A 23,647-nucleotide genomic window follows, 5' to 3' on the forward strand; every position below is an offset into this window, starting at 1 on the left:
GGTGGAGGATTCCTATGAGTTGGCTGGCTATTACCGCGCCCTTTTTGGTGGGGCTTCTGGTGGTTTTTATCCCCGGTTTAATGGTGGCTGCCGCTCTCAAAATGCGAGGTATTGACGCGTTTGGTATCGCTCCTGCTCTTTCTGTCGCTATGGTCGCTATTAGTGCGATTGTCGCGCCGATGGCGGGGGTGCGGTGGGCTCTCTGGGTTCCGTTTGCTTTCGCCGCTCTAATCGCTCTGCTGGGCTTCCTGATTCAGAGGGGAGTCGACGCGCTGGGCGGGCGACGCCGTCGTTCGGCTCGGTTGGCTGCGTACTCAGATTCGCATGATGCAGTTGCGAGCCGCGCGGCCGATTCTTCACTCTCTCCGCTGGCGGAATCTCGCTGGTTCTCCCGTGAACAGGCTCTCTACTGGGTGAGCTTCGCCATCGGCGCTATATTGCTGGCAAGAAATGTAACGAACTCGGTCGGTCAACCCGAGTGGATTTCACAGACCTACGATGCGAATTTCCACCTCAACGCTCTCCGCTACGTTGTCGATCACGGCAATGGTTCTTCCCTTTTTATAGCCTCCATGACTTCCGGCAACGAGACCCCGGATTTCTATCCTGCAGCCTGGCATGACCTTGGGTCGCTCATGTTTATGGCAACCGGCGTCTCAATTCCGGTAGTAACCAATGCATTGGTCGTATTGATAGGCGCCGTCATCTGGCCTATCAGCCTGATTTTCTTTGCACGCCACACCTTGAATCTCAATAAATTCGGTATTCTCGCGCTTGGGCCTCTCGCAGCAGCGTTTGTGGCCTTCCCCTACCTCCTGCTGAATTTTGGGGTGCTTTACCCTAACTTGCTTGCCCTCTCAATAACCCCGGTTGGGCTTGCCGTTGTGGCGCAGATGTTCCGGTTGGCTATGAAGACCCGCATGACCGTGACTCAGACCATTTTCTTGGGACTATTTATCGCGCTCGGCATCGCTATTGCTCACCCCAATGCGATGATGTCGCTACTTGTTCTACTCATCCCCATTTTTGTTACCCGCGGTCTCCTTCAGCTTAAAGCCGCCGTTCAAGGTCTTACGTCTTGGATTATGGTGATTCTTCAGATTGCTGGAATTGCGGGCATCCTTTGGCTTATTAGTTACCTGTGGGGTATTGTCCGACCTCCCAAAGAATCAGGTGGATGGGAGCCCTCAGCTTCTCAGTCGCAATCATTCGGTGAATTCATCACTAACGGCATTATGGGCTGGCCCTCGCTGTGGTTCGTTACGATTTTGATGGCATGTGGAATTTATGCCTTGATAAGAACCCGTAACCGGTCTCTCTGGCTACTTGGCTCTTTCGGAGTGCTCTGCTGGTTCTACATGGCAGCACGCTACCTCACCTGGGATGAAGGCCGGGACTGGGTAGTAGGCGTGTGGTATCACGATGCTTACCGGATCGCCGCCATGCTTCCTATGCTGATGATTCCTTTGGGCGCGCTGGGGATTGATTTCCTCACACGGTGGGTTAGCTCATCTACATGGTTGGAATCCGCAATCGCTTCTTTCCGCCGCCGCGGTTCCTCATCCGTTGCTGTAGGCGATACTTTGCGCTCGTCTCATACCCCTACGGTGGCGTCATTGGTATTGGCGGTCCTTCTTACCGGCGTGCTCATCTGGGGTGGTCAAACAGCTAAACCGCTCGAAAAATATATTCACGATACCTTCTGGACGTATGCGCCGGAAGCGGACTCCGCTTTGCTTACTCCTGATGAATATAACGTGCTAGATCATATTGATGACTATGTGCCAGAAGGAGACGCCGTTATTGTGCAACCATGGACGGGCGCAGCCTTGACTTATGCCGTGAGCGGGCGAGAAGTAAATGCGTACCATACGAACTTTGTAGATACGCCCCAGACCGATATGGTGGATCTCCACCTCAAAGACTGGCAAAGTAACTCCGCAGTGTGCCCAGCTCTAGAGAGCTTGGATGCCAAGTACGTTGTAGATTTTGGTACTCAGGAAATCTTGAATGCAGATCACTCCATTCGTTACGCCGGTCTGATGGGAATCAAAGACACCCCCGGCTTCAAAGAGGTCTATAAATCAGGAAATGTAGGTCTCTACGAGATCACTGCCTGCGAATAAGGAACATGCGGAGTCTTTATAGACTCAACTGTTACACTAAAGAAACAATTTCTCACAGGTTAAACCCCGTAACTTTGTACAGATGGAGAGCACCATTCCTATGCAAGTTTCATCCGTAGCTCACGGTGAACCGCGCACCCTCATCATCATGCCCGCATGGAATGAAGAAGAGGTTATTGGCGGTACTATTACTGAGCTATTCCGTATGATGCCCGAAGTCGACCTCTTGGTGGTTAACGACGGATCTTCGGATAACACTTCTGCTATCGCTCGTGAAGCTGGCGCTTTGGTGATTGATCTTCCCTACAACATGGGGATTGGCGGTGCTCTGCGAACTGGCTATAAATACGCGCGCATGATGGATTATGACCGTGCGATTCAGGTAGATGCAGACGGTCAGCACGACCCCAAGGGTATCCGTACTGTCCTTGCTGGTTTAGACGACGTCGATATCTCTATTGGTTCACGTTTCGCTGAAGCCGATAACTACACGGTGAAGGGCCCTCGTAAATGGGCAATGGTTCTTCTGGCATGGATGTTTAGCTCTATCTCGGGTAAAAAATTTACCGACGCAACCAGCGGTTTCCGCGCTGCTAACCGCCGAGCTATCGCCCAGTACTGTGAGCACCTCCCCGCAGAGTACCTGGGGGACTGCATTGACGCGTGCGTCATGGCGATTCGTGCCGGTCTTACCGTGAAGCAGGTTCCTGTAGAGATGCGTGAACGTCAAGCAGGCACGCCTTCCTCTAACCCTTGGAAGTCTGCCGTTTATCTTGTCCGTTCAATCTTTTCTTTCGCTATCTCGATGACTCGTAAAAAGAGTACGGTAAAGGATTCCTAAATGGTGGCAAACCTATTTTTCTTGATTTTGACCATCATTCTTGTCGTGATGGTTCTTGTGCAGGTCCGTAATCAGAAAATGAAAGAGAAATATGCGGCTTTGTGGCTGATTATTTCTTTTATCATCATTATTCTGGTTATTTTCCCCAAGCTTCTTGATTGGCTAGCGGATGCCGTGGGGATTGAAACTCCTGTAAACCTGCTATTCCTGCTAGCGATTATTATGCTCATTGGCGTAGCTTTGCACCTCACACAGGCGCTGTCCAAGATGGGGGAAGACACCCGTATCTTGGCAGAAAAAACGGCTATCAATGATCTTCTGGTAGAGCAGTTAACTAATCGGGTCCGTCAGCTGGAAAATAAAGAACAGCAACGGCCTTAGTAGGATATTCGAAAGAGCTGTTATGTTAGCCTCCGGCAAACATAACGGCTCTTTTTTGCGAATAATAGCTAGGGAAAACGGGTTATATGCCTATGAAAAAAGAGGAAGAAAAGATGAGCGAGAATCCTGTAGCTGAACCAGGGGAACAGGTTATTACCCGAGGGCAGTCCTTGGGAATTACGGCGTCCTCTATTATTGGAGCTGCTGCGGTTTTCGTCGTAACGATTATTGTGTCCCGTGTGTTGACCGAAGCAGCTTATTCACAGTTCCTTCTATTTTGGTCACTTATGTTTGGTGTCTTCGGTGCCATCTTGGGTATTCAGCAGGAGGTCACGCGCGCCACGGGTGCTAGAGCTGAATCTTCTGCGGTAGTTGCGACAAAGTTGCCTCAAACAGTTCGTGTTCTTCCCGTTGCCGCTTTTCTGGGTGGATGTATTGCGGTGCTTTTAGTAGGCACGTCCTTTCTCTGGGGTGAAAAGGTTCTGGGTAAAGATTTCTTTGCCTCTGTTCTAGTTATTGCTGTCGGTGCTGTGCTCTACGCATGCCACGTTGCAGTGGTAGGTACAGCGGCTGGCACAAAGAACTGGTCTGTTTTTGCATGGCTCGGCGGCACCGAGTCGGTTCTGCGTCTGGTTCTTACCGGTGCGGTCGCCCTCTTCGCCGGAACCTTATGGGGATTTCAATTTGCCGCGATTGCCCCGGTTACTTTGTGGATTTTTCTCTTAGCCTTTTTCCCACACTACCGCCCGATTCTAGGGGGCGCTCGTATCCATGATTCGTTCAGTGGAGCTAGTCAGAAAATGGCGTGGGCGATTCTGACTTCTACCGCCTACGCCATCATGGTCACCGGTTTCCCGGTTCTCCTCAAATGGACCACCGGTCATATCGAATCTGCAGAAGAAATCGCGTTGTTGGCAGCTACCATTACGGCAATCAGCCTGACTCGCGCACCTATTATGATCCCCCTGCAAATGTTTCAGGGCGTGGCCATCTCAGCCTTTCTCAAACAGCAACACCGCCCGCTAGCAGCACTTATGAAACCAGCAGGCGTTCTCCTGGGAATTGGAGTGATAGGAGCAATTGCTGCCTACCTTGTTGGTCCTTTCCTCTTCAGCTTGCTTTATCCTAAACAGGGTGGAATTCTCACCGGGTTTGAACTCGGTGCACTTACTTTCGCGTCTGCTTTCATGGCGGTAGTTGTTCTTACCGGTACCGCCACGTTGGCGTCCAACCATCACAAGCTCTACTTTGCAGGGTGGGGTGCCACTGCCATCGTTGCAATTGCTATGCTTTTCACTCCGTTTAGCATCATTGATCGATCCATCGTGGCATTGCTTGCTGGACCCTTGGCGGGGATTATTATCCACACTGCTGGGCTTGCTATCGCTCCCGCTCGCCCCTTATCTAAGGAATCCCTATGAGGTACGATCTTACTGTTATTTTGGCAATTTATAACATGCAAAAGCATGTGCGTGATTGCCTGGAAAGCGTGGTTCACCAGACCGCTCTGGATCAGGTTAAGTTACGGGTTCTGTGTATTGACGATGGTTCGACGGACGGCACTGCCCAGATTCTGCGCGAATATGAGCAGAACTACCCCTGGCTTGAAGTTCACTCGCAAGAAAACGGGGGAGTGTCAGTAGCCCGTAATTCCGGTCTTGACTTGGTTAAAGACAGTGAATATGTGACTTTCCTGGATCCTGATGACACCTGGGAACTCACCTATTTAGAAAAAGTCTTACCCGGTATGAAAAGCGGGGCGGACTCAATATTTTTCAATATCAACCTGGTCGATGCCACCGGGGCATTAGTAAAAAAGCTCGATATTTGCCCCGAATTTGACCAACTCGGCAAAGAAGAGGCGCGCCGTCGTCTGATCCTCTCAAAGCCTGCATCGTGGACGCGCATTCACAAAGCAGAGCTCTACGAAGGAAACCGTTTTCCCGTTGGACGCATCTACGAAGACCTTGCGCTGATGCCCTACGTGACTTCACTATCGAACACCATCTATGTGGTGCGAGATTACGTGTATAACTACGTTATCGATGTCAATAATTCGATTATGAATTCCAGCAAATCAGCTATTTTTGATATCTATCCTGCGCTAGATTTTCTCTGGGAAAAATTTGGCGATAGAGCCCACAGCTACAAAGACGAACTACAGTATCTCATGCTTGAGCATCTGGGAGTGGGGCAATCCTATCGCCTCATTGGTTTTGCAGATGCCACTACTGCCGATTACGACCGCATTCTGCGCACGCTTAAACAGCGGTTTGGTTCTTCATGGCGCAAAAATAAATACATTGACGCCGGGGTGCAAAAAGTGAATATTAACTCGGCGTTATCGCAGGTTATTCCACAGTTCTTATTGGCATTGGATATGGGTTTGGTGCGTAACACTGCCCATGTGACCAGGCTGCTGAACAAAATTACCGCGCGTCGTTCAACCACGTAAATCCCTTTGTTGAGGTGCAAAAAGGGGTCAACTTTTTGATGAAAAGTTGACCCTTTTTTGCACCTCAACGCACTAGAGAACGGTTAGTGCACCCGTACGCCTTCCGAAGCACTCCAGGTCAATTCCTGGCCCTTGCTGAATTTCACGTGGATACGCCCGTCGGTTTCCACATGCTCATCTTCAACCGGGTAACCAAAAGTAGAGGTATATCCGTTGTTGATGAAGTGGTAGTAAAGAGCGCCCTTAGAATTCATGACGTGCGTGCCAGTGCTCGCTGACCAGAAGAAACCAAATTCGCGGTTATCGGCAGTGCGAGTGTACTGGACGGCGCCGCCATTACCTGCGGAAATCTCTTCGGTGACCGGGAAACCCATGTTCGGAGCGTGCCCCAAAGAAACCCACTTCTTGAAAATAGAACCATTCCCATTCATGCCATGCACCCCAGTATTAGGTGCCCAGTACATGCGGGTTTCTTTACCGTTGAGGTTGAAAACTTGACGGGTGCCATTTTCGAATGCTGTCTCGTTTTCGGTGGGGAAGCCATAGGTTGCAGTTCCGCCGTCGCGAGTGAACCGGCTACCAATAGCGCCACCCTCCCACACCTTGTACGCACCAAAAGCAGGTGACCAGTAGAAAGCACTTACCTGGCCGTTAGCGTCGCGGAATTTTTGCATCGCTCCGCCTGGGATAGAGGTTTCCTCCATATAGGGGTAACCCGAGGTGCGCTCGTAACCGGCATTCTTATACGCCTGCCCGAGCGCCCCCGAGAACTTGACGGAATGAGCGCCTTCGCGCGGCGTCCAATAGATGCTGTAGCGGTTAGAAAAAGCCTGATAGACCCCACCATCCTGTAAAGCGATTTCATTAGATACCGGCACACCAAAACGCGAAGTTCCCAAGTTATCTGCATGGAATTGACCTACTCCACCCTTCAACGTAAAGCCGCGAAGAGCCGCCTGCAGGGAGTCTCTCACATGCGGGGCGAGGAAGGTACTGATTCTTATCGGCAAAATGTAGTGCATCTTCGAGACCACCTTGAACCTGATAGTCACTGACCCAATACTTATATGAAATAAAAGTGAGGTTTTCTTCCTGAGCAAACTTGCGCAAATTTTCTGCCAGTGCAGCTCGTGCCGCATGGTCAGGGATGTTCTGCGAAAGCGGGTCAGTCAAAATGATTTGAGTCCCGGGATAAGCTTTTCTGAGCTTCTGAACGATTTGGCGCGCGTTAGAACTTACTTCTGCAAATGATTTTCCGGCATCGTTACCTGATCCTTGAATATAGATCGCCCGAGGAGCGCCATCGGGTAGTAACCACCGGTTTTCTACAACGCCCTTGAAGTAGTTAATGTCTCCGCTAATGGGGTCGGGGTTCCATTGGAATAGGTATAAGTACCGTCTGCGTAGTTTTTACGACAGCCAGTATCTGGTCGTGAAGCAACCATGCCGGTGCCACCGCAGCGGTAGAACCATGGGGTGTATCCCGCATCTCTGATGCCTTTACCTACCCACGAGTCTCTCCATACCTGGGAGTCACCAATCGTCAGAATGTCACCGGCGCCAATGTGCTGATCAGCGCGCATGATAAGCCCTGAATTGGTGTCTAAAACGTACGCGCCGTTAGAGGAATAGGTCTTAATGCCCCGGTCACTTCGCTCGGAGTAAAGAGGCTGGCCCCAGCCATCGCGCGTCTCATGAATCCATCGCTGGTACACTTCGTTCGCCATGGGAACAGAACCCTTGCCCGGCGAATATACTACGGTTCCCTGCTGAAAGAACTTCACCCAGTATCCGCTACCGATGCCGATATTCGCGGAGACCGCGGTACCAAAACCCCAGTTACTGGCTACTTTATCCATGTCAGCGATAGGGTCGGCTGCTGCCGCCGCTGAAACCTGAATGCGGTCCGCCTCTATATTTTCGTTACTGTGGGTGGGAACTTCACCGTCGTAACCGCTCACATCGGCGGGGACGCTTTCCGCAGCGGATGGTTGAGTAGGAACAGATTGGGTGGGTCTCGGCTGAGGGGCAGCGAACGCGGGGGATACGAAAAGGGGTGCTGCTACCATGCAAGCAAGGGCGGCAGTAACTGAGGTTTTTCACCAGAAAGCAGATGAATACATAAGGGGGATCTTTCTTAGAGAACAAAAAGGAAAAATGTGTGAGAGAGATAGACTCGACTCACTCCTAATAATAGAGCGCAGGGCGCAAAGACAAGACGAAAATCTGGATATTTCTCCTCCTGTAGATCCTCTCAAAATAGGAAGACAGTCAGCAAAGGCTCCTCCGAAAAGTACACCGTTAGTGCAAAAATACATGCTCAAGCTTGTACTTTTGCAGTAGCGGTGTACGGTCTGTTCAGAAGCCAAGATATGATGCAACCATCAGAATTTCTTCGCTTACAAGGGAGTAGTCATGAAGGTTCTTGTCTATGGTGCAGGCGCAATGGGTCTGTATTTCGCGGGCAGGCTCGCACAAGCAGGGCACGAAATCTATCTAAAAACCAGGAGCGAATGGGGCGAACCCACACTCACTCTTCAGAGCCCCCACCAGACTAACGAAGTGGTAGCTCTCTCCGGCATATTTACCGAAGTACCTGAGTCGCTCGACGTCGACGTGGTTATCTTGGCAACTAAAGCTTGGCAGATTCCCGATGTAGTCAAAGACCTCCGCGGCAAAATTTCTTCTGGCGCGGCAATACTTACCGTGCAGAATGGCATTACTGCCCCAGAGAACGCCAGTGAATGTTTGGAAGAGTCTTCCATAGTGGCGAGTACCTGCGTGGTGATTGTCCAGCGAACTGCCCCAGGCGTTGTCAAGCTCCTGGGGCACGAAGCCAAATTGGTAGCTGGAGAATTTGTATCCCGTAATGGAAAAGGTCTTTCTACCGTTATCGACCTGTTTAAAAATACTCCGATTGACCTGACGGGAACTGACGATATTCGTCGGGCGCTGTGGAAAAAGCTGGCGCTTATTTCTTCGTATGGAGCGGTAGGAGCTGTTTCCAATCTCTCTGTGGGGCAGACTCGCTCTCATGAAAGTACGCGGCAGATGGTGCGCGATTCGATGGACGAGTGTGCACAGGTGGCTCGCGCGCACGGGGTGGATGTGACCGAGAGCGATATTGCAGATATATTCGCGATCTATACCGATGGATTTGAAGAAGCTACGACGTCCTCTATGCAACGGGACCTCGCAGAGGGTAGACCTTCTGAACTAGAAGACCAGGTCGGCGAAGTAGTCCGACGGGCGCACACCGTGGGAGTTGAGGCCCCTACTCAAAACTTTATGTATCGGGTGCTACTCGCTCGCGAGGAGATCGCGCGGGATAAAGGCTAGAGATAGATCCCCTTGCCGGGTTCAAAGACTGCGGGCATAATTGAACCAGGCTTACCCTCGCGAGCCAAAACATCTAGAGAAAGGCGGACACCATGAGCACATTCGCAGTTTCAGCGCGCTCTCAATCTATCCGCCTGTTCTCTTCGCTCACCGTAAGCGCCCGGTAGGCTCACTTATCTCCGTCAGCCATTCTGACGTTTCTCAACAGGCGGGTTCTTTACCCTGTACATGCCATAAGAAATGGACATACCTGTTGAAAAATTCTTCACAAACCGCCGAACTTTTGCACACCCTCGGGCTTTCTGAAGGGCGCCACCTGGTCTTTGAGACAGAGTCACGCGCTGAAACACAACTACTAGCGCGAGTCATCATACTTCACGGCAACCATGCCGAAGTAGCGCTCGTCGTCGACGAAAAAATAGTCTTAGAAAACGCGAATCTCTCTCATCACTTACCTCACACCCCGGCAGCGGGCGACTGGGTGCTTGTCACCCAAGAGAATAAAACAACCACCATTGTGAACGTCGCCCACCGGTATACCGAGCTCGCTCGTCCCAGCGCAGACGGGCTGAGTAGGCAGGCGCTCGCATCGAACATCGATACTGTGCTGTTAGTGGTCTCAGTGGAAAAACCGCCGAGCCTTAAAGCTATTGAAAAGCTCATGATTATGGGCTGGGATTCGGGAGCGACTCCGGTTCTTGTTCTTTCAAAAATTGATGCCTGCGAGAATCTTGCCAAGGAAATGAGCCGAATAGAAAACGTCTCAGTCGGTGTAGAAACTATCTGTTGTAGCGTCAAAACGGGGGAGGGGCTGTCGGAAATCTCGCAGCTTGTTTCTCAGGGCACGACCACTATGCTCGGTGCCTCGGGCGTGGGAAAGACTTCCCTTCTGAATGCGTTAGAGGGAACAGATGCCACCACCTTCGAAGTTCGCCGCGATGGACAAGGACGCCACACCACCACTACTCGTAAGCTTTACATGCTCTCTGGTGGCGGCGTCATGCTGGATGTTCCTGGCATCCGTTCTTTGACCGTGGATGTCAGTAATAGCGCTGTAGAAGAAACTTTTGCCGATATTTCTGCTCTAGCGAATCATTGCCGATTTTCCGATTGCCAGCATGACGGTGATTTTGGCTGTGCCGTTGAAGCTGCCATCGACGCCGGAGAATTGCCCGCGCGTCGGCTGGAAAGCTGGCAGGGCGTTCAGCGAGAACTTGCCTACCAGCGCAGAAGGAATAACCCGCGCGAAATGGCAGAACAGCGAAAACAGTGGAAGCAACAAACTAAGAATTTCCGCAAAAAGAGCTAGATAAATAGGGTATTCGGATTTTATGGTGGAAAAGGGCCTATAAGTTACTCTTTTCCAATTTCTTAATAAATGTGGAAAAATCTACACCATAGTTGCCTGTTTTGTCTCGGTCTGTTATTTGATACGAATTGAAACTATCGTATAACATAGCTTTGCTGAATGCACTTGAATTAAATCGTGGCTTCCTCTTTAAACATCATGTCGGATTCATTTTCTTGTGGTGGTTCTATTGTTTTAAGATCTGGTAGTAATAATAAGTCTGACATATTGTTCATCCTTTACTACTCTGTGGTGTTATAGTATTAAATATAGATTTGATATTGATGTTAAGTAATAAAAAAGTCGTTTAATTTATAATAAAGTTGTTTAATTCATAAAAAAGTTATTTAAAAATCACGTGTTTAGTAGTATGATGGAAGTAATTACTAACACGTGATTTTTTTGTGCTTACTAATGCCTACTCCCAACAAACTTTTTAGAATTAAAGGAGAAACAATATGCCACATGCCAAAATCGAAATTGATAAATTCCATGTCGTTAAATTAGCCAATGAAGCCTTAGAGAAAATCCGATAAGCTAATCGTCAAAATGTGTCAGCAAAAGAACGCAGACAACTTATGAGAGATCGTTATGTGCTTCTTACAAGGAGTAAAGACTTAACAGACTTTGATGACCAGATAAAGCTACAAATATGGACTCAAAACTTTCCATTGCTTGGACAGGCTTATGAGCTCAAAGAGCAATTCTTTGACATCTATGAAGCCAAATCAATCAACGATGCCTATAAACTCTATCAAAATTGGCTTTCAAATGTACCTACAGAATTAATGACTTATTTTGAAGATCTGATTAAGGCTATGAATAATTGGGAAGAAGAAATATTCAATTATTTCAATTCTCCCATTACAAACGCTTATACGGAGTCCCTGAATCGTTTAATTAAGACAATGAACCATGTTGGTCGTGGTTACTCTTTTCAAGTCCTTAGAGCAAAGATTTTGTTTACTCAAGGCTATCGTAAAGTTAAAAAGAAAAAGAAATTCAAAAAAGTTGAAGTTACTTTCGGAAAAATGTTACCTGATCAATTCCCAAGTTGGTCACAAACTGGTTATGAATGGGTGTATGAAGAAATTTATGGTGCTGATTTTTCCACACTGACTGAGGCTATAGAAGAGGGTACATTTTAAACCCTCTTTCCACACTATTTTCCGATTATCCTAAAAAAGTTAAACCATTTGCCTCTTTGGATATGCTTTATCTAAAGGGGGTTACTGTGGTAAGGTAATATAAGATTATACAGCAATCGGGCCATATTTTTGAGGAAAATTTTCGTGTATTTGGATAGAATAATAATCGATTGTGAAGGAATATGCTGTTAATTGTGATAGAGTTAGAGTAAAGGTGCTGGGGGAGACGGAATTAATAATCTACCTGATAAAATATGATTGGATAGGGAGGGAATATTATGTCAAATAAAATGTATTCATTTATTGGTGGATATAATGGGTCGTGGAAGGTTGTGTCCATCAACAGCGTGACAGGGAATGGTCTGGAACCCATAGACCGCTTGGAAATAGTCAATGAATTTATTATGCCATCGAAGGCCGAAACCAAGTGGGTACTACACGGTGTTACAAGCAATTTGTGGTATACCACACGCCAGGAGAAAGAAAAATTGGATGCTAAATCACCTCCTTTGGGTAGGGAGGGAGATACATGCGCCGCTTTGATTCCGATAAAAAAATCTGAAGCTTGGTGGGAGCTTGCACAAGACGAAAGACGTGCAATATTGGAAGCACAATCTGAACATATCACGATAGGATTAAGATATTTACCGGCCATCGCGCGTCAGCTGTACCACTCCCATGATCTTGTTGGCGAACCATTTGATTTTCTTACCTGGTTTGAGTATTCGCCCGCCCATTCGGAAGAGTTTGAAGAGTTAGTGTCTATTCTTCGAGAATCTCCAGAATGGAAGTACGTAGTTCGAGAAGTGGATATTAGGCTAGTCCTAGATAAACCTTCCATCAACTGAAAGCCGCCGATTAAAGTAACCATCAAAAGTCATTGATTTATGAGCCCGTTTAGAGAGAATTGGCGATATATAAAGTTTCTTATTCCATATAAGAGCGCACTTCCGGAATAAGGATCAGCGCCCGTATTGTACTGTACATAAGAGCCATATTGTTGAGGAAAGGGAGGTTAAAATGATTTTTACTGACTGGATTTCTTATGTCGCTGTCGGACTTATGGTAGCCGTGTTAATCTATGCAGTTTTTAGTATTTATCTAAAAAAACACTAGGCTTATATATTGCAATGGCTTTCCATATTGTTTTAGGGATCTTATCGCTCCCATCAATTGGATTGTATGTATTAGGATTGGCTATTATTGAGTTAGTGATAGGAATCATAATGACTGTGAAAATTTCATCTAAAAAGAATGTTTAAGCAAACGGGCGCGATTGTTGAATAAAACTCCTAGATTTAAACGACTTTATTGTTATATTTTTAAGTGCAATGAAGTCATCTTCATCAAAAGTTAAATAACTTTATTTTCACCCCGTTCCCATACTAGGACGGGGTTATACGTTTTTAGGTATTAAAATTAAACAACTTTATTATCACTCTACAATTGAAATTATCATTGCTAATTATTTTACTAACATCAATCTCATAAAGCATTTATATGATTGAAAACAAAAAGCCTATCATTCACTATCCTACAATAAAAAAGGGTTATCCCATAGTTACACGGGATAACCTTACAATTATTAAATTATGCAGTTGCACAGCTACAATCTTTGCACTCGCAAACTTCATCAGTACAGTTGTCTACACATTCTTGACTACAGTAAACTTTTCCTGCTTCTTCTACTTTTGTTTCCCCAAGAAGACAATTACAGTTCGGTCTCGCACATTTTTCCATACTAAACACCTCCTTATTATTTAGGTAAATCTTCGGTTAAACACCAACCTCGATCTAATAGACTAACGACGCAATTATCAACAATTCGGTACCGAATAAAATTGCCTTCACGAATACTGCGAACGATGCCTTTATCAACCAATCGTTGAAGTTGGTTGGAAATGGATTGAGGTTTCATTTCAAGCTGTTCTGCCACCTCGCTAACAGATGCATTTGGAGTTCGAAGCAAGGTATGCAGTATTCTAATCCGTGTCCCATTAGAAAGTATTTTAAAGGTCTCACTTAAACCTTCAGCGTTCTCTGTATCTAATAAGGGGCGTTCCGTTAGTTTTGGTTTTTGTGTCAAGAACCTGAAGTTCATATATGAGCATCTTTTTATCAGTAAATTATAACGCCTTAATAAGATAAAATATAATTCCCTCTTGTTTGACTACCTACCCGTGATCACCCGTGTTTGATTTATAATTTTGTGGTATTATTATTTTTCCTTAGCATTCCACCAAACAATCCGATTTAACCACTATTTTTTTCGAATTATCAAAATGCTAATTCCACTATATATTCCGAAGACCCGATAAATATAACTCGGGGCTCTTGCTCAAAAAGTACACCGTTAGCGCAAAAATACATGGAGGCTTATTCAAAAGTAGGAACACACCCACACCCCACCAACTAGACAACGGCCCCACCAGCGGCAAAAATAAGAGGATTAAATCACTACAAATAACCTCAAGCCATACCGGAAGAACCGTTGCTCCACCAGCGTACAACAGGGCTCACACCTCAGCAATTCACCACGCTACTGACAGCCCTCACCTCTCATATCACCTGGGCAAAACCAGGCGGAAGACCACCAGCACTAACCCTGGCCCAGGGTCTTAAAGTCACCCTTTTCTACCACCGACACAACCTCACCGAAGAACTCCTCGCAGAAATCTTCAACACCTCCCAGCCCACCATCTCACGGACCCTCAACACCGTTGAAAAAGCACTTGAGAAAGCCCTCAGGCCGCTAGAACAGTCTATAGAAAACAGCCTGAAAATCCCTGGTTCACTGGTTATCGACGGCACCCTAATTCCCACCTGGAACTGGCGTTCACTAGGAAAAACAAACTTTTCTGGTAAGCATAAACGAGCCGGTTTCAACCATCAAGTGATTTGCACCCTGGGCGGGAAACTACTGGCCATCACTGACCCGGTCCCTGGCGCTAGGCATGATGCCTATGCCTTCAAGCATCATGGCTTGGAAAGATATCTTGATGAGAGCACTTTGGCTGATAAGGGTTACATCGGGTTGGGGCTGGCCACCCCAGTAAGACGCAGCAAAGCCCGCAGGATGCCTGCAGATGTGAAGGTGGTGAACAGGTTCATTAATTCACGCCGATCGGTGGTGGAGCGGGTTATCGCGCAGGTCAAGACGTGGCGGGTTTTGCATACAGGTTTCCGGCGGCCGCTGAGCGTGTATGGGCGGGTGTTTGCGGTGGTTCGGGGGTTGGTGTTTTATGCGGCTGGGAGGACTTTTGAATAAGCCTCATGCTCAAGCTTGTACTTTTGCACTAACGGTGTACTTATATGTGTCGGCTTCCCCTTACTGCGCCCGCTGGGTGAATCCTCAACCTTTTGGGTAAACCTTTCCGCGCCATGATTCCCGTATTCTCCCCGACCAGATAAGGTATATGAGACGGCGCTTTCACCGCGCCACCACAGGGTCACAACGGCGTGACCGTAACCTTTTACTCGGAGGCATATTTTGCACGCTCAAGACGGCGCAAATTTCACCTGGTCAGGCAATGATGAGTGGATCGGTCAGTACTACCGCCACACTTCAGAAGAAGAATTGCAGGGCTACTCGCAAGAAGAACTAGAAAAGCTGGCAGGTGCGCACCGTAAATTGGCGTCGCGCCGCGCACCCGGCGAAGCATTGGTAGACGTCATGGAGGACGGCTCGCAGAGCATTCTGCTCATCGCAACGGACGACATGAGCTTCTTGGTCAGCTCCATTACCGCCGAGATTGCCGCTAAATACGGCGGAATTTCCTCGCTCAACCACCCCATTTTCATTGTGGAGCGCACTGTCGATGGTGAGCTCGTTTCCATCCAGCCCACCGGCGTTGAACAGCCTGTGGCGTCGGGTGATACCGCAGCTCTTCCTTCCCTACGCATCTCCCAGCGCGCAGATTCAAACACTCAACTAACAATCGAGTCCTGGATTTCGGTTCGCCTTGCGTCCTACCTCAACCCGGATGAACGAACCCAGTTGATTTCTGACGTCCACACCATCCTCAGCGATGTTCAGCTTGCTGCCAACGACAGCACGGCAATGGCGCAACGTGTGTTAGAAATTGCCGAGGGTCTGGAGCCGCTTCAGGACATCACCTTGGGTGGGGCGGAGCACTACTCCGGCTACCTAAATTCTGAGGTTGATCCAGCCTCCCGCGTGGCAAGTGTGCAGGAATTCTTGCGTTGGCTGGCCCGCGGTAATTTCCTGTTTATGGGAGTGAAAGAGCGCGATCTGAGAGGCTCAGGCTCAGAGGTTACTTTGACTGACCGCCCCGGAACCGGCCTGGGCGTGCTGGCGGGTGAAGATTCCAATAGCTTCACCGTGACCGGTTTCTCCGCAGAGAACGCCCATGACCCCCAGCCTATTTACATCACCAAGGCGAACTCTCGCTCCACTGTGCACCGCCATGAGTACCTGGATTACATTGGGGTGCGCGACTTCGATTCTTCGGGCAACGTGATTGGCGAATACGTTATTTTGGGTCTGTTCTCCTTGCAGGCTTACTCCCTACCTGCCAGCGAAACCCCGCTGGTGCGTGAACGCGTAGCTATCGTGCGCCGTCGTCTGGGTTTCCAGCCTGGTTCGCACTCTGACAAGACCCTGACGGGCATCATTGAGGCATACCCGCGCACCGAGCTACTTCATACAAACGTAGATAAGCTCACCGAAATTTTCCGCGGAATCATGGGCTTGGAAGAGCGACGCACTACCCGCCTTTTCTTGCGTCCCGACGATTTCGGCCGCTTTGTTTCCGCTATCGTTTTCTTGCCGCGCGACCGTTACAACACCGGTGTTCGCCAGCGTATTGAGCAGGTTTTCCGCGAGGAAATTGACCTAGACTCCCAGGACTTTGAGGTTCGCCTCTCCACCTCATCGCTGGCACGCCTGTTCTTCCGCTTGCGCCTGGCTAACCCCCATGAGCTACCTGACCTGGATACCGCCAACATTGAGAAGCGCCTTCAGCGTGCAGTGCGTTCTTGGGGTGAGGCTACTGTTGCCGCACTCGAAGCTGCTCACCCTGGGGATGAAGGACGTGCGAGTGCTAGCGCCTGGTCTGAGGCTGTACCTGCAACCTACCGCGCTGACTATAGCGTGGATGAGCAGATTGTAGACATCGATATTTTTGAGTCGCTCTCTACCGACGACGCTAAGCCTGCTGCCGTGCGCATTTCAACGGACGAGCAGGGCGCGCGCGTCAAAACCTACCTCTCACAGGCGCATACTCTGACCGAGTTACTCCCGGTTATGCAAAATATGGGTCTGACCGTTATTGACCAGAAGCCTTACGAAATCAAGCCTTCTGATGGTCGCTCTTTCTTGCTCTACGACTTCGGCGTGAAGTTCCCCGCCGGCGTCAATCCCGCAGAAGTAGCCGATGTGTACGAGGATGCCCTCAACGCTTACCTACAACAGCGCCGTGAGTCAGATTCACTCGACCGGTTGATGCTCGCCGAAAAGCTCGACTGGAAGCACGTTGCGGTTCTGCGTACCTACACCCACTACCTGGGTCAGTTGGGCCGCGGGTTCACCCCCGAATTTATGTCGGATACCCTGCTGGCATACCCCGCCGTAACCGGACTTTTGGTGGACTTCTTTGCAACCAGCTTTGACCCCGAGAAGAACCTCTCTGAGGACGAGCGTGAAAGCACCCGTCAGGATATTTCGACAAAGATTCAGGAAGCTTTGGGGGAAATTCCTACGCTGGACGCCGACCGCTTCTTGCGTTCTATGGCAACCGTTATGGCGGCAACGCTACGCACCAACGCTTTCTTGAACGACTACGGTGTGGCTATCAAGGTAGCTCCTCAGGAAATCGACTTTGCGCCGTTGCCCCGACCCAAGTTCGAAATTTTTGTGTACTCACCGCGCGTCGAGGGTGTTCACCTGCGCTTCGGCTCAGTAGCCCGTGGCGGTTTGCGCTGGTCTGACCGCCGTGAAGATTTCCGTACTGAAGTTCTTGGTCTGGTTAAGGCTCAGATGGTGAAGAACTCGGTCATTATCCCTACCGGTGCCAAGGGTGGTTTCTATCCCAAGCACCTGCCGGATCCCGCTCAGGATCGTGACGCATGGATTACCGAGGGTCGCGAATCTTACAAGATCTTCATTCGCTCCTTACTCTCGGTCACCGATAACCTCTCGGTGGGTGAAGATGGCAGCGAAACTGTGGTGCGCCGAGAAGGCATTATCGCCCGCGATGGTGAAGATTACTACTTGGTGGTTGCCGCAGATAAGGGAACCGCAGCGTTCTCAGACACCGCCAACGCCATTTCCGAAGAATTTGGCTTCTGGCTAGGAGATGCTTTCGCATCCGGTGGTTCGGTAGGTTACGACCACAAGGCAATGGGCATTACCGCACGCGGTGCCTGGGAATCGGTCAAACGCCACTTCGCAGAATTGGGCCGTGATGACCAGACCGACCCGTTCACCGTCGTCGGTATTGGCGATATGTCAGGTGACGTCTTCGGTAACGGACTGATGCGCTCGAAGGTAGCGCGCCTGGTTGCAGCCTTCGACCACCGCGACATTTTCCTGGACCCCAACCCCGATGCCGCCGCGGCCTTCGATGAGCGTGTGCGCCTCTACAACCTGCCCCGTTCCTCGTGGCAAGACTACAACCCCGAACTCATTTCAGAGGGTGGTGGCGTGTACTCCCGCCGAGCAAAGTCCATCGAAATCACCCCGCAGGTACGCGAAGTGCTGGGCCTGGATGAATCGGTGACCGAGCTGGCTCCGGCAGACTTGCTCTCCGCCATCCTCAAAGCACCCGTAGATTTGCTGTACAACGGCGGTATCGGTACCTATATCAAGGCATCCACCGAAACTAACGAGCAGGTTGGCGACAAAGCAAACGACTCGCTGCGCATTAACGGTGCCGACGTTCGCGCCACCATCATTGGCGAAGGCGGCAACTTGGGTATGACCCAGCTGGGGCGTATCGAAGCCGCAGAAAACGGTGTCATTCTCAACACCGACGCCATCGATAACTCCGCCGGCGTGGAAACCTCTGACCGCGAAGTCAACATTAAGATTCTCGTGGACCGCCTGGTCTCTCGCGGACTTCTTGACGCCGATGAGCGCGCCGCCTTCATCGAATCGCACCGCGAGGATGTTGGGCATCAGGTTCTCGAAACCAACATCAAGCAGAACGTGCTACTACAGGCAGAACGCCACGGCGTTATCCCCGGTGTCAGCGCCTACATCCGTTTGATTCATGACCTCGAAGAAAACGCAGGTCTAGTGCGCGAGGTGGAATTCATCCCCAGCGACCAAGAAATTGAAGAACGTTATGCCCAAACCGGCATCACGCTCACCAGCCCCGAGCTGTCCGTTCTTGCTGCCTACGTGAAGATTCACCTCACCGAAGAGCTAGAGAAAACCACCTTTGCCGATGACCCCTACCTAGAGGGCGTTCTACGCGAATACTTCCCGCCAGCTCTAGTGGAGCGATTCGGCGAGCACCTGGAATCCCACCCGCTGCGTCAGGAAATTATTTGCACACGCGTCGCTAACGAGCTGGTAGAAACTGCCGGGATCACCCACGTATTCCGCGCACAGGAAGAAACCGGTGCAGGGGTGGACGCCATTGCCCGCGCCTTCATCGTCTCCCGCGAACTGTTTGATATCGGATATGCCGCGCAGATGCACCGCGACCTGCCCGCCTCCACTCCGTTGGAAGCATGGCAGTCCATCATCCGCGATTGGCAGCGTGTACTTGACCGTCTGGTCCGCTGGTTCATTACCGAGCGCTCGGTTGTGGTGGGAACTCCTATTGAGGAACTCATCCAGAAATACTCCCAGGTGCGGGATCTCCGCCGCGACCTGCCTCAGTACCTCTCCGACGAGTCTCGCGCACGTCTAAACGTACTGCGCACCCAGGCAGAAGAATGGGGAATCCCCGAGGACCTCCTGGTCATCTGGATTCGTAGCTTTGAAGGCTTCGCTCTCATGGACGTAGCTCGCATAGCCGCTGCCAATGACCTCGACGTCGATAAGGTAGCGCACATCTACTTCTCGGTCTACGACCGCTTTGGAGTAGATGAGCTGCTCACCTCTATCTCCCACCTGCCGCGCAACGACCGCTGGGAAACCCTGGCACGCTCGGCGCTGAGAGATGACCTCTACGAGATTGCTGCTGCTTTGGCGCTCGCCGTCGTACGCGACCAGAACGTGGAGCGTACTCCCGCATCTGCCGAAGAGGCCGACGGTATTCTCACTACCTGGGTCAATGAACACCCCGTTCGTATGGAACGTGTGGACTCCACGCTGGCTCAGATTGCTGAGGCTGCCCCCGGTGAGGACGGGCGCCCCCGCCTGGCAGTGCTCTCGGTAGCGTTGCGCGCCTTGCGTGGAGCGGTCTCCTAGTTCTCCTCTACGTTGAGGTGCAAGAAAGGGTCAACTTTTTGACGGAAAGTTGACCCTTTCTTGCATCCCAGAGGGGGCGACTTATCGCTTTTCAGGCACCCATGCTTTAGCCTGGGCCAGCGCCAATAACCAAGAACCTCTGCTTATGAATCGCTGCTCCACTGGGCAGACCAAGCTGACGTTCGACCTCAGCACCTTGGCGAGGCTCGTCGTCTTTGGTCAGGCCATCGTAGGCGACCTTCGCGCCTAGTCCATCTTTGAAGAACTGGGTGGCGGCGTCGAAATCGGGAACGGTGACGCCGATGTGCTGAATGGCGCGGAGCGAGCAGGTGAAGAAATTTAGGGTGGTGGCCATCGATGCTACCGATGCCGCATTGGTGACTGCCACGCAAAAGCTACGCCGAGGCGCATTTTACGAACGGTTTGAGCGAGAAATTAGCCAGATGTACGAAGGATAGAGGGTGGCGTGGTTTATCTATCGGCGTGCAATGCGGCGGGTTCAGAGTGAGAGTCCCCTCTACATTCTTGGTGTTCTTTCTACAAGACCCTTTTTATAAAACTGGTCTCGGAACAAAATGTTCCGAGACCAGTTTTCGCTTAAAATGTTAGAGAAATTTAGAAAATACCGTGCTGATGCAGAGCCTCCGAATCAGCAGGAACTTCTCCAATGGCATCCCAAAGTTCAACAATCTTTCCGTTATCTACGCGCCACAGCTCGCAGTACGAATGCCTTACTCCGCCGATGCTTCCTTCGGAATGAGTCAGAACAAACTGACCCTGCGCAACGGTGCGATGAATCCGGTCGTAGACAAGACCTTCGCCGTCCTCCTGGATTTTGCGGAGAAAATCCACGCAATTTTGCGCGCCATCGGCAATATCGGGAGAGTGCTGGAAAAACCGATCGTTCTGGGTGTAATCAATAAAACCTGAATAGTCGCCGCCGATGAGCGTGCGTGTAAAGAATTCCACTACGGTCTTACGATTTTCTTCAGTCTGGCTTTCATCGCCAGGATCGGTGGTGCCATCGAGCTGGGTTCGTCCGCTTGGATTCGGCGCCGCCTCGGGAACAAGGTTGTCCCAATGCTCCACTATTTTTCCATCGTGGACCCGATAAATATCGAAGCCTACAAATGGGGTCTCCTCAATTCCTTCGAACTGTCCGTGAAGTGCCACGAGATGATTTGCGGTATCCGTAATGACCCGGGCGTTGGTGTACTTAAGGCTCTCACTGAGGTCTTCGACGAAAGCTCGCAGACCTGCGGCATCGTCAGGAATCAACGGTGAATGCTCAACAAAATCCTCAGCGAAATATTCATCCAGCACCGAGGTATCATGCTGATCAAATAGCCGGGTATGTGCTTCAAGAATGAGTTGACCAATATCTGCCATTGTTTTCTCCCTAACTCTGGTGTGGCGAGAGGTTCTAGTCTGCTACGAAATACATCCGCTTGTTGACGAACTCATCCATGCCATACGGGCCAAGTTCGCGGCCGTAGCCGGAGTTTTTGACCCCGCCAAAAGGTACCTCTGCGCCTTCGGCGGCGTAGGTATTGACATTCGCCATTCCCACTTCGAGCTGCTGGCCCACCTTTCCGGCGCGAGCGACGTCTTCGCTGAAGACGCAACCGCCCAACCCATATTGGGAGTTATTGGCAAGCTCAACGGCTTCTTCATCAGAGGAAACCTTGAAGACGGTAGCTACCGGGCCAAAGAATTCTTCATAGTAAATCTCTGAACCTACCGGAATGTCAGTAATAACAGCCGGGGCAAAATAAGAAGAGGAGTCATCCAGCAAAGTGCCGCCGGTGTGGAGGTTGGCACCCGCTTCTACGGCCTTGTCCATCTGGGCCTTGAGGTTTTCTGCCGCTGAACGAGAGGAAAGTGGCGTGAAAACCGTCTCCGAAGCCTCTGCCGGTTTACCGGGTTTCATGGCTTCTGCAAGTCTGACGAGCTCATCTACGAATTCATCGTAGATATCTTCCATCACGATGATGCGCTTGTTGGAATTACATGCCTGCCCGGTATTGTACATGCGTGTTGCCCAGGCATCTTTAGCTGCCTGTTTAACGTCGGCGGTATCGAGGATGATATAGGGGTCAGAACCGCCCAGCTCCAGGACGACCTTTTTGAGGTTCTCACCGGCTATAGCGGCAATAGCAGAACCAGCGCGTTCGGAACCCGTCAACGAGACTCCTCGTACGGCGGGGTGAGCAATGAGGTCTGCAATCTGGTCATGGGTAGCGAAAATATTTTTATAGACGCCCTCGGGGACACCCGCTTCTTTCATGATGTCTTGGATAGCTAGAGCCGAGCGGGGGCAAATCTCCGCGTGTTTCAAAAGAATCGTATTGCTTAGCATTAGGTTGGGCGCAGCAAAGCGGGCAACCTGGTAGTAGGGAAAGTTCCAGGGCATGATTCCCAGAAGCACACCCACAGGACGGCGTTGGATGTAGGCTTTGCCGTCCATCTCAACGGGGATTTCTTCATCTGCAGCGAACTTGGGGCCGTGGTCAGCGTAGTAGTTGAAGATAGCGGCGCAGAACTCTGCTTCTTCTACACCCTCTGCAAGGGGCTTACCCATTTCTAGAGAGATAATTTTAGCGAGCCTATCTTTGCGTTCCTCGAAAAGTTCTGCAACGCGAGTAACAATCTTTGCCCGGTCTTCGATGGGGGTATCGCGCCATGTTGTGAAGGCTTTATCGGCGGTTTCGGCTGCTACCTTGATGTCTGCATCGCTGGCGAAATCAAAAGTTTCAGCGACTTCTCCAGTGGTGGGGTTCTCTACACGGTAGGTTTTCATCTTTGGCTCTCCATTCGCTTAACGTGACACGGTTAACTCTTATCATTTATGATGTAAGTCACAGAGTCAAGGAAAGTTTTTGCAGTTGCGCGCGTGGGGTCGCATTTAGAGAGGGTGAAAAATGTGCAAAGTAAAAAGGTGTGAGGGGTGTTGTTTTCCTAGCTGTATGCGAGAGCGGTAGGCTCCCCCGCAAATGGGTCATCCTTGGAGTTCTTTGTAATTACAATTTCTGCGCGACTACAGATGCGATCGCGTTCATCTTCCCCCACTAACTCTGCGATGAGTGCAGCAGCCATGTCGATGCCAGCTGCAATACCGGAGGATGTCCAGAGGTTGCCATCATGCACCCATCGAGCAGAGCGCTCCCATTGGATATTGTGACCGCATGATTTGACCCATTCGAAGGCGCGTTTATTACTGGTAGCTCGGTGGCCGTTGAGAATTCCAGTGCAAGCAAGGAGGGCGGCCCCTGTGCAGACTGAGCTCACAATATCTACTTGCGCGCTGGCAGTCTTGAGCCAGGCGAGAAAGCCTGTATTAGCGGTAAGCGGGCGTGTGCCCCGTCCGCCGGGAACCATGAGCAACTGGGTGGAATGAGATTTCTGACTGAGAAAGTCTGCGTATGTTCGGTCTGGTACCACGCGCACACCTTGCGCACTTTCTACTGGTTCAATAGTGGGTGCCAGATACTCAACCTGCCAGCCCTCAACAAAACCAAAAAGCTCAGCGGGTCCAAATACATCGAGGAGCTCGAAACCCTGAAAAAGAACGATGGAGATGCGCATGAGGTCAGCTTATAAGAAAGTGATGGGCTATCTGAGGGTTT

At 50.3% G+C, this 23,647-nt stretch carries 18 protein-coding genes and 1 pseudogene; 11 read left to right on the top strand and 8 right to left on the bottom strand.

The features are described from left to right. Positions 1–14 precede the first annotated feature (14 nt). The 5 genes from IDM48_RS00510 (at position 15) to IDM48_RS00530 (ending at position 5,803) form a co-directional block, all read left to right on the top strand. Positions 15–2,126: a DUF6541 family protein gene (locus IDM48_RS00510; RefSeq protein ID WP_190617557.1), complete on the top strand. Its 2,112-nt coding sequence runs from the start codon at positions 15–17 to the stop codon at positions 2,124–2,126. A gap of 100 nt (positions 2,127–2,226) precedes the next feature. Next, on the top strand, positions 2,227–2,967 hold the full coding sequence (locus IDM48_RS00515) for a glycosyltransferase family 2 protein (RefSeq protein ID WP_068167835.1): 741 nt from the start codon (positions 2,227–2,229) through the stop codon (positions 2,965–2,967). Further along, positions 2,968–3,348, top strand: a complete 381-nt coding sequence (locus IDM48_RS00520; RefSeq protein ID WP_145175830.1) for a DUF2304 domain-containing protein — start codon at positions 2,968–2,970, stop codon at positions 3,346–3,348. Between the two features lie 113 nt (positions 3,349–3,461). Next, positions 3,462–4,769 (top strand): polysaccharide biosynthesis protein, encoded by a 1,308-nt coding sequence (locus IDM48_RS00525; protein WP_083147070.1) that lies wholly within the window; start codon positions 3,462–3,464, stop codon positions 4,767–4,769. Then, the gene (locus IDM48_RS00530; protein ID WP_068167838.1) at positions 4,766–5,803 is read left to right on the top strand and encodes a glycosyltransferase family 2 protein; all 1,038 of its coding nucleotides are present in this window, start codon (positions 4,766–4,768) and stop codon (positions 5,801–5,803) included. The genes IDM48_RS00525 and IDM48_RS00530 overlap by 4 nt, the downstream gene beginning before the upstream one ends. An 83-nt stretch (positions 5,804–5,886) precedes the next feature. On the opposite strand, the gene IDM48_RS00535 is transcribed toward IDM48_RS00530, so the two are convergent. From IDM48_RS00535 to IDM48_RS00540, 3 genes are read right to left on the bottom strand one after another with little or no spacing between them, the layout of a single operon-like run. Beyond that, a complete protein-coding gene (locus IDM48_RS00535; RefSeq protein ID WP_358431425.1) occupies positions 5,887–6,816 on the bottom strand; it encodes an LGFP repeat-containing protein in 930 nt (309 codons plus the stop codon). Beyond that, positions 6,704–7,165, bottom strand: coding sequence for an SGNH/GDSL hydrolase family protein (locus tag IDM48_RS11780; RefSeq protein ID WP_141669310.1), 462 nt, complete (start codon positions 7,163–7,165; stop codon positions 6,704–6,706). Before IDM48_RS11780 ends, IDM48_RS00535 begins: the two co-directional genes overlap by 113 nt. Next, complete coding sequence (locus tag IDM48_RS00540; RefSeq protein ID WP_068167842.1) at positions 7,129–7,872, bottom strand: hypothetical protein; 744 nt, start codon at positions 7,870–7,872, stop codon at positions 7,129–7,131. The genes IDM48_RS11780 and IDM48_RS00540 overlap by 37 nt, the downstream gene beginning before the upstream one ends. A gap of 346 nt (positions 7,873–8,218) precedes the next feature. On the opposite strand from IDM48_RS00540, the gene IDM48_RS00545 reads away from it, so the two are divergent. The 4 genes and pseudogenes from IDM48_RS00545 to IDM48_RS00565 all read left to right on the top strand — a co-directional run bounded on the left by IDM48_RS00545 (position 8,219) and on the right by IDM48_RS00565 (position 12,486). Next, positions 8,219–9,142, top strand: coding sequence for a ketopantoate reductase family protein (locus IDM48_RS00545; protein WP_151147065.1), 924 nt, complete (start codon positions 8,219–8,221; stop codon positions 9,140–9,142). Between the two features lie 253 nt (positions 9,143–9,395). Beyond that, positions 9,396–10,451: a ribosome small subunit-dependent GTPase A gene (gene rsgA, locus IDM48_RS00550; protein WP_190617560.1), complete on the top strand. Its 1,056-nt coding sequence runs from the start codon at positions 9,396–9,398 to the stop codon at positions 10,449–10,451. A 497-nt stretch (positions 10,452–10,948) separates the two neighbouring features. Further along, positions 10,949–11,638: pseudogene (locus IDM48_RS00560) on the top strand (ISL3 family transposase). A 278-nt stretch (positions 11,639–11,916) separates the two neighbouring features. Then, positions 11,917–12,486, top strand: coding sequence for a chlorite dismutase family protein (locus IDM48_RS00565; protein ID WP_101169397.1), 570 nt, complete (start codon positions 11,917–11,919; stop codon positions 12,484–12,486). Positions 12,487–13,394: 908 nt separating this feature from the next. On the opposite strand, the gene IDM48_RS00575 is transcribed toward IDM48_RS00565, so the two are convergent. Further along, a complete protein-coding gene (locus IDM48_RS00575; RefSeq protein WP_202939890.1) occupies positions 13,395–13,724 on the bottom strand; it encodes an ArsR/SmtB family transcription factor in 330 nt (109 codons plus the stop codon). Positions 13,725–14,129: 405 nt separating this feature from the next. Here IDM48_RS00575 and IDM48_RS00580 point away from each other — a divergent pair, with 405 nt between their 5' ends. Both IDM48_RS00580 and IDM48_RS00585 read left to right on the top strand, forming a co-directional pair. Further along, a complete protein-coding gene (locus IDM48_RS00580; protein WP_087038209.1) occupies positions 14,130–14,906 on the top strand; it encodes a transposase family protein in 777 nt (258 codons plus the stop codon). Positions 14,907–15,128: 222 nt separating this feature from the next. Further along, positions 15,129–20,021: an NAD-glutamate dehydrogenase gene (locus IDM48_RS00585; RefSeq protein WP_190617562.1), complete on the top strand. Its 4,893-nt coding sequence runs from the start codon at positions 15,129–15,131 to the stop codon at positions 20,019–20,021. Between the two features lie 106 nt (positions 20,022–20,127). Here IDM48_RS00585 and IDM48_RS00590 read toward each other — a convergent pair whose 3' ends face one another. The 4 genes from IDM48_RS00590 to IDM48_RS00605 form a co-directional block, all read right to left on the bottom strand. Next, complete coding sequence (locus IDM48_RS00590; protein WP_190617564.1) at positions 20,128–20,409, bottom strand: VOC family protein; 282 nt, start codon at positions 20,407–20,409, stop codon at positions 20,128–20,130. A 227-nt stretch (positions 20,410–20,636) separates the two neighbouring features. Beyond that, positions 20,637–21,410 (bottom strand): nuclear transport factor 2 family protein, encoded by a 774-nt coding sequence (locus tag IDM48_RS00595; RefSeq protein ID WP_190617565.1) that lies wholly within the window; start codon positions 21,408–21,410, stop codon positions 20,637–20,639. 34 nt (positions 21,411–21,444) lie between these two features. Next, positions 21,445–22,821, bottom strand: a complete 1,377-nt coding sequence (locus tag IDM48_RS00600) for an NAD-dependent succinate-semialdehyde dehydrogenase (RefSeq protein WP_190617567.1) — start codon at positions 22,819–22,821, stop codon at positions 21,445–21,447. Between the two features lie 158 nt (positions 22,822–22,979). Next, on the bottom strand, positions 22,980–23,606 hold the full coding sequence (locus tag IDM48_RS00605; protein WP_190617569.1) for a DJ-1/PfpI family protein: 627 nt from the start codon (positions 23,604–23,606) through the stop codon (positions 22,980–22,982). Between the last annotated feature and the right edge of the window lie 41 nt (positions 23,607–23,647).

The organism is Rothia amarae (assembly GCF_014705945.2).
GTDB lineage: Bacteria > Actinomycetota > Actinomycetes > Actinomycetales > Micrococcaceae > Rothia > Rothia amarae.

What these genes read in the sequence shown, in the direction of transcription:
- IDM48_RS00510 (WP_190617557.1), top strand. Translation starts at nt 15, where the DNA reads ATGAGTTGGCTGGCTATTACCGCGCCCTTTTTGGTGGGGCTTCTGGTG.
- IDM48_RS00515 (WP_068167835.1), top strand. Translation starts at nt 2,227, where the DNA reads ATGCAAGTTTCATCCGTAGCTCACGGTGAACCGCGCACCCTCATCATC.
- IDM48_RS00520 (WP_145175830.1), top strand. Translation starts at nt 2,968, where the DNA reads ATGGTGGCAAACCTATTTTTCTTGATTTTGACCATCATTCTTGTCGTG.
- IDM48_RS00525 (WP_083147070.1), top strand. Translation starts at nt 3,462, where the DNA reads ATGAGCGAGAATCCTGTAGCTGAACCAGGGGAACAGGTTATTACCCGA.
- IDM48_RS00530 (WP_068167838.1), top strand. Translation starts at nt 4,766, where the DNA reads ATGAGGTACGATCTTACTGTTATTTTGGCAATTTATAACATGCAAAAG.
- IDM48_RS00540 (WP_068167842.1), bottom strand. Translation starts at nt 7,872, where the DNA reads ATGGTAGCAGCACCCCTTTTCGTATCCCCCGCGTTCGCTGCCCCTCAG.
- IDM48_RS00545 (WP_151147065.1), top strand. Translation starts at nt 8,219, where the DNA reads ATGAAGGTTCTTGTCTATGGTGCAGGCGCAATGGGTCTGTATTTCGCG.
- IDM48_RS00565 (WP_101169397.1), top strand. Translation starts at nt 11,917, where the DNA reads ATGTCAAATAAAATGTATTCATTTATTGGTGGATATAATGGGTCGTGG.
- IDM48_RS00595 (WP_190617565.1), bottom strand. Translation starts at nt 21,410, where the DNA reads ATGGCAGATATTGGTCAACTCATTCTTGAAGCACATACCCGGCTATTT.
- IDM48_RS00600 (WP_190617567.1), bottom strand. Translation starts at nt 22,821, where the DNA reads ATGAAAACCTACCGTGTAGAGAACCCCACCACTGGAGAAGTCGCTGAA.
- IDM48_RS00605 (WP_190617569.1), bottom strand. Translation starts at nt 23,606, where the DNA reads ATGCGCATCTCCATCGTTCTTTTTCAGGGTTTCGAGCTCCTCGATGTA.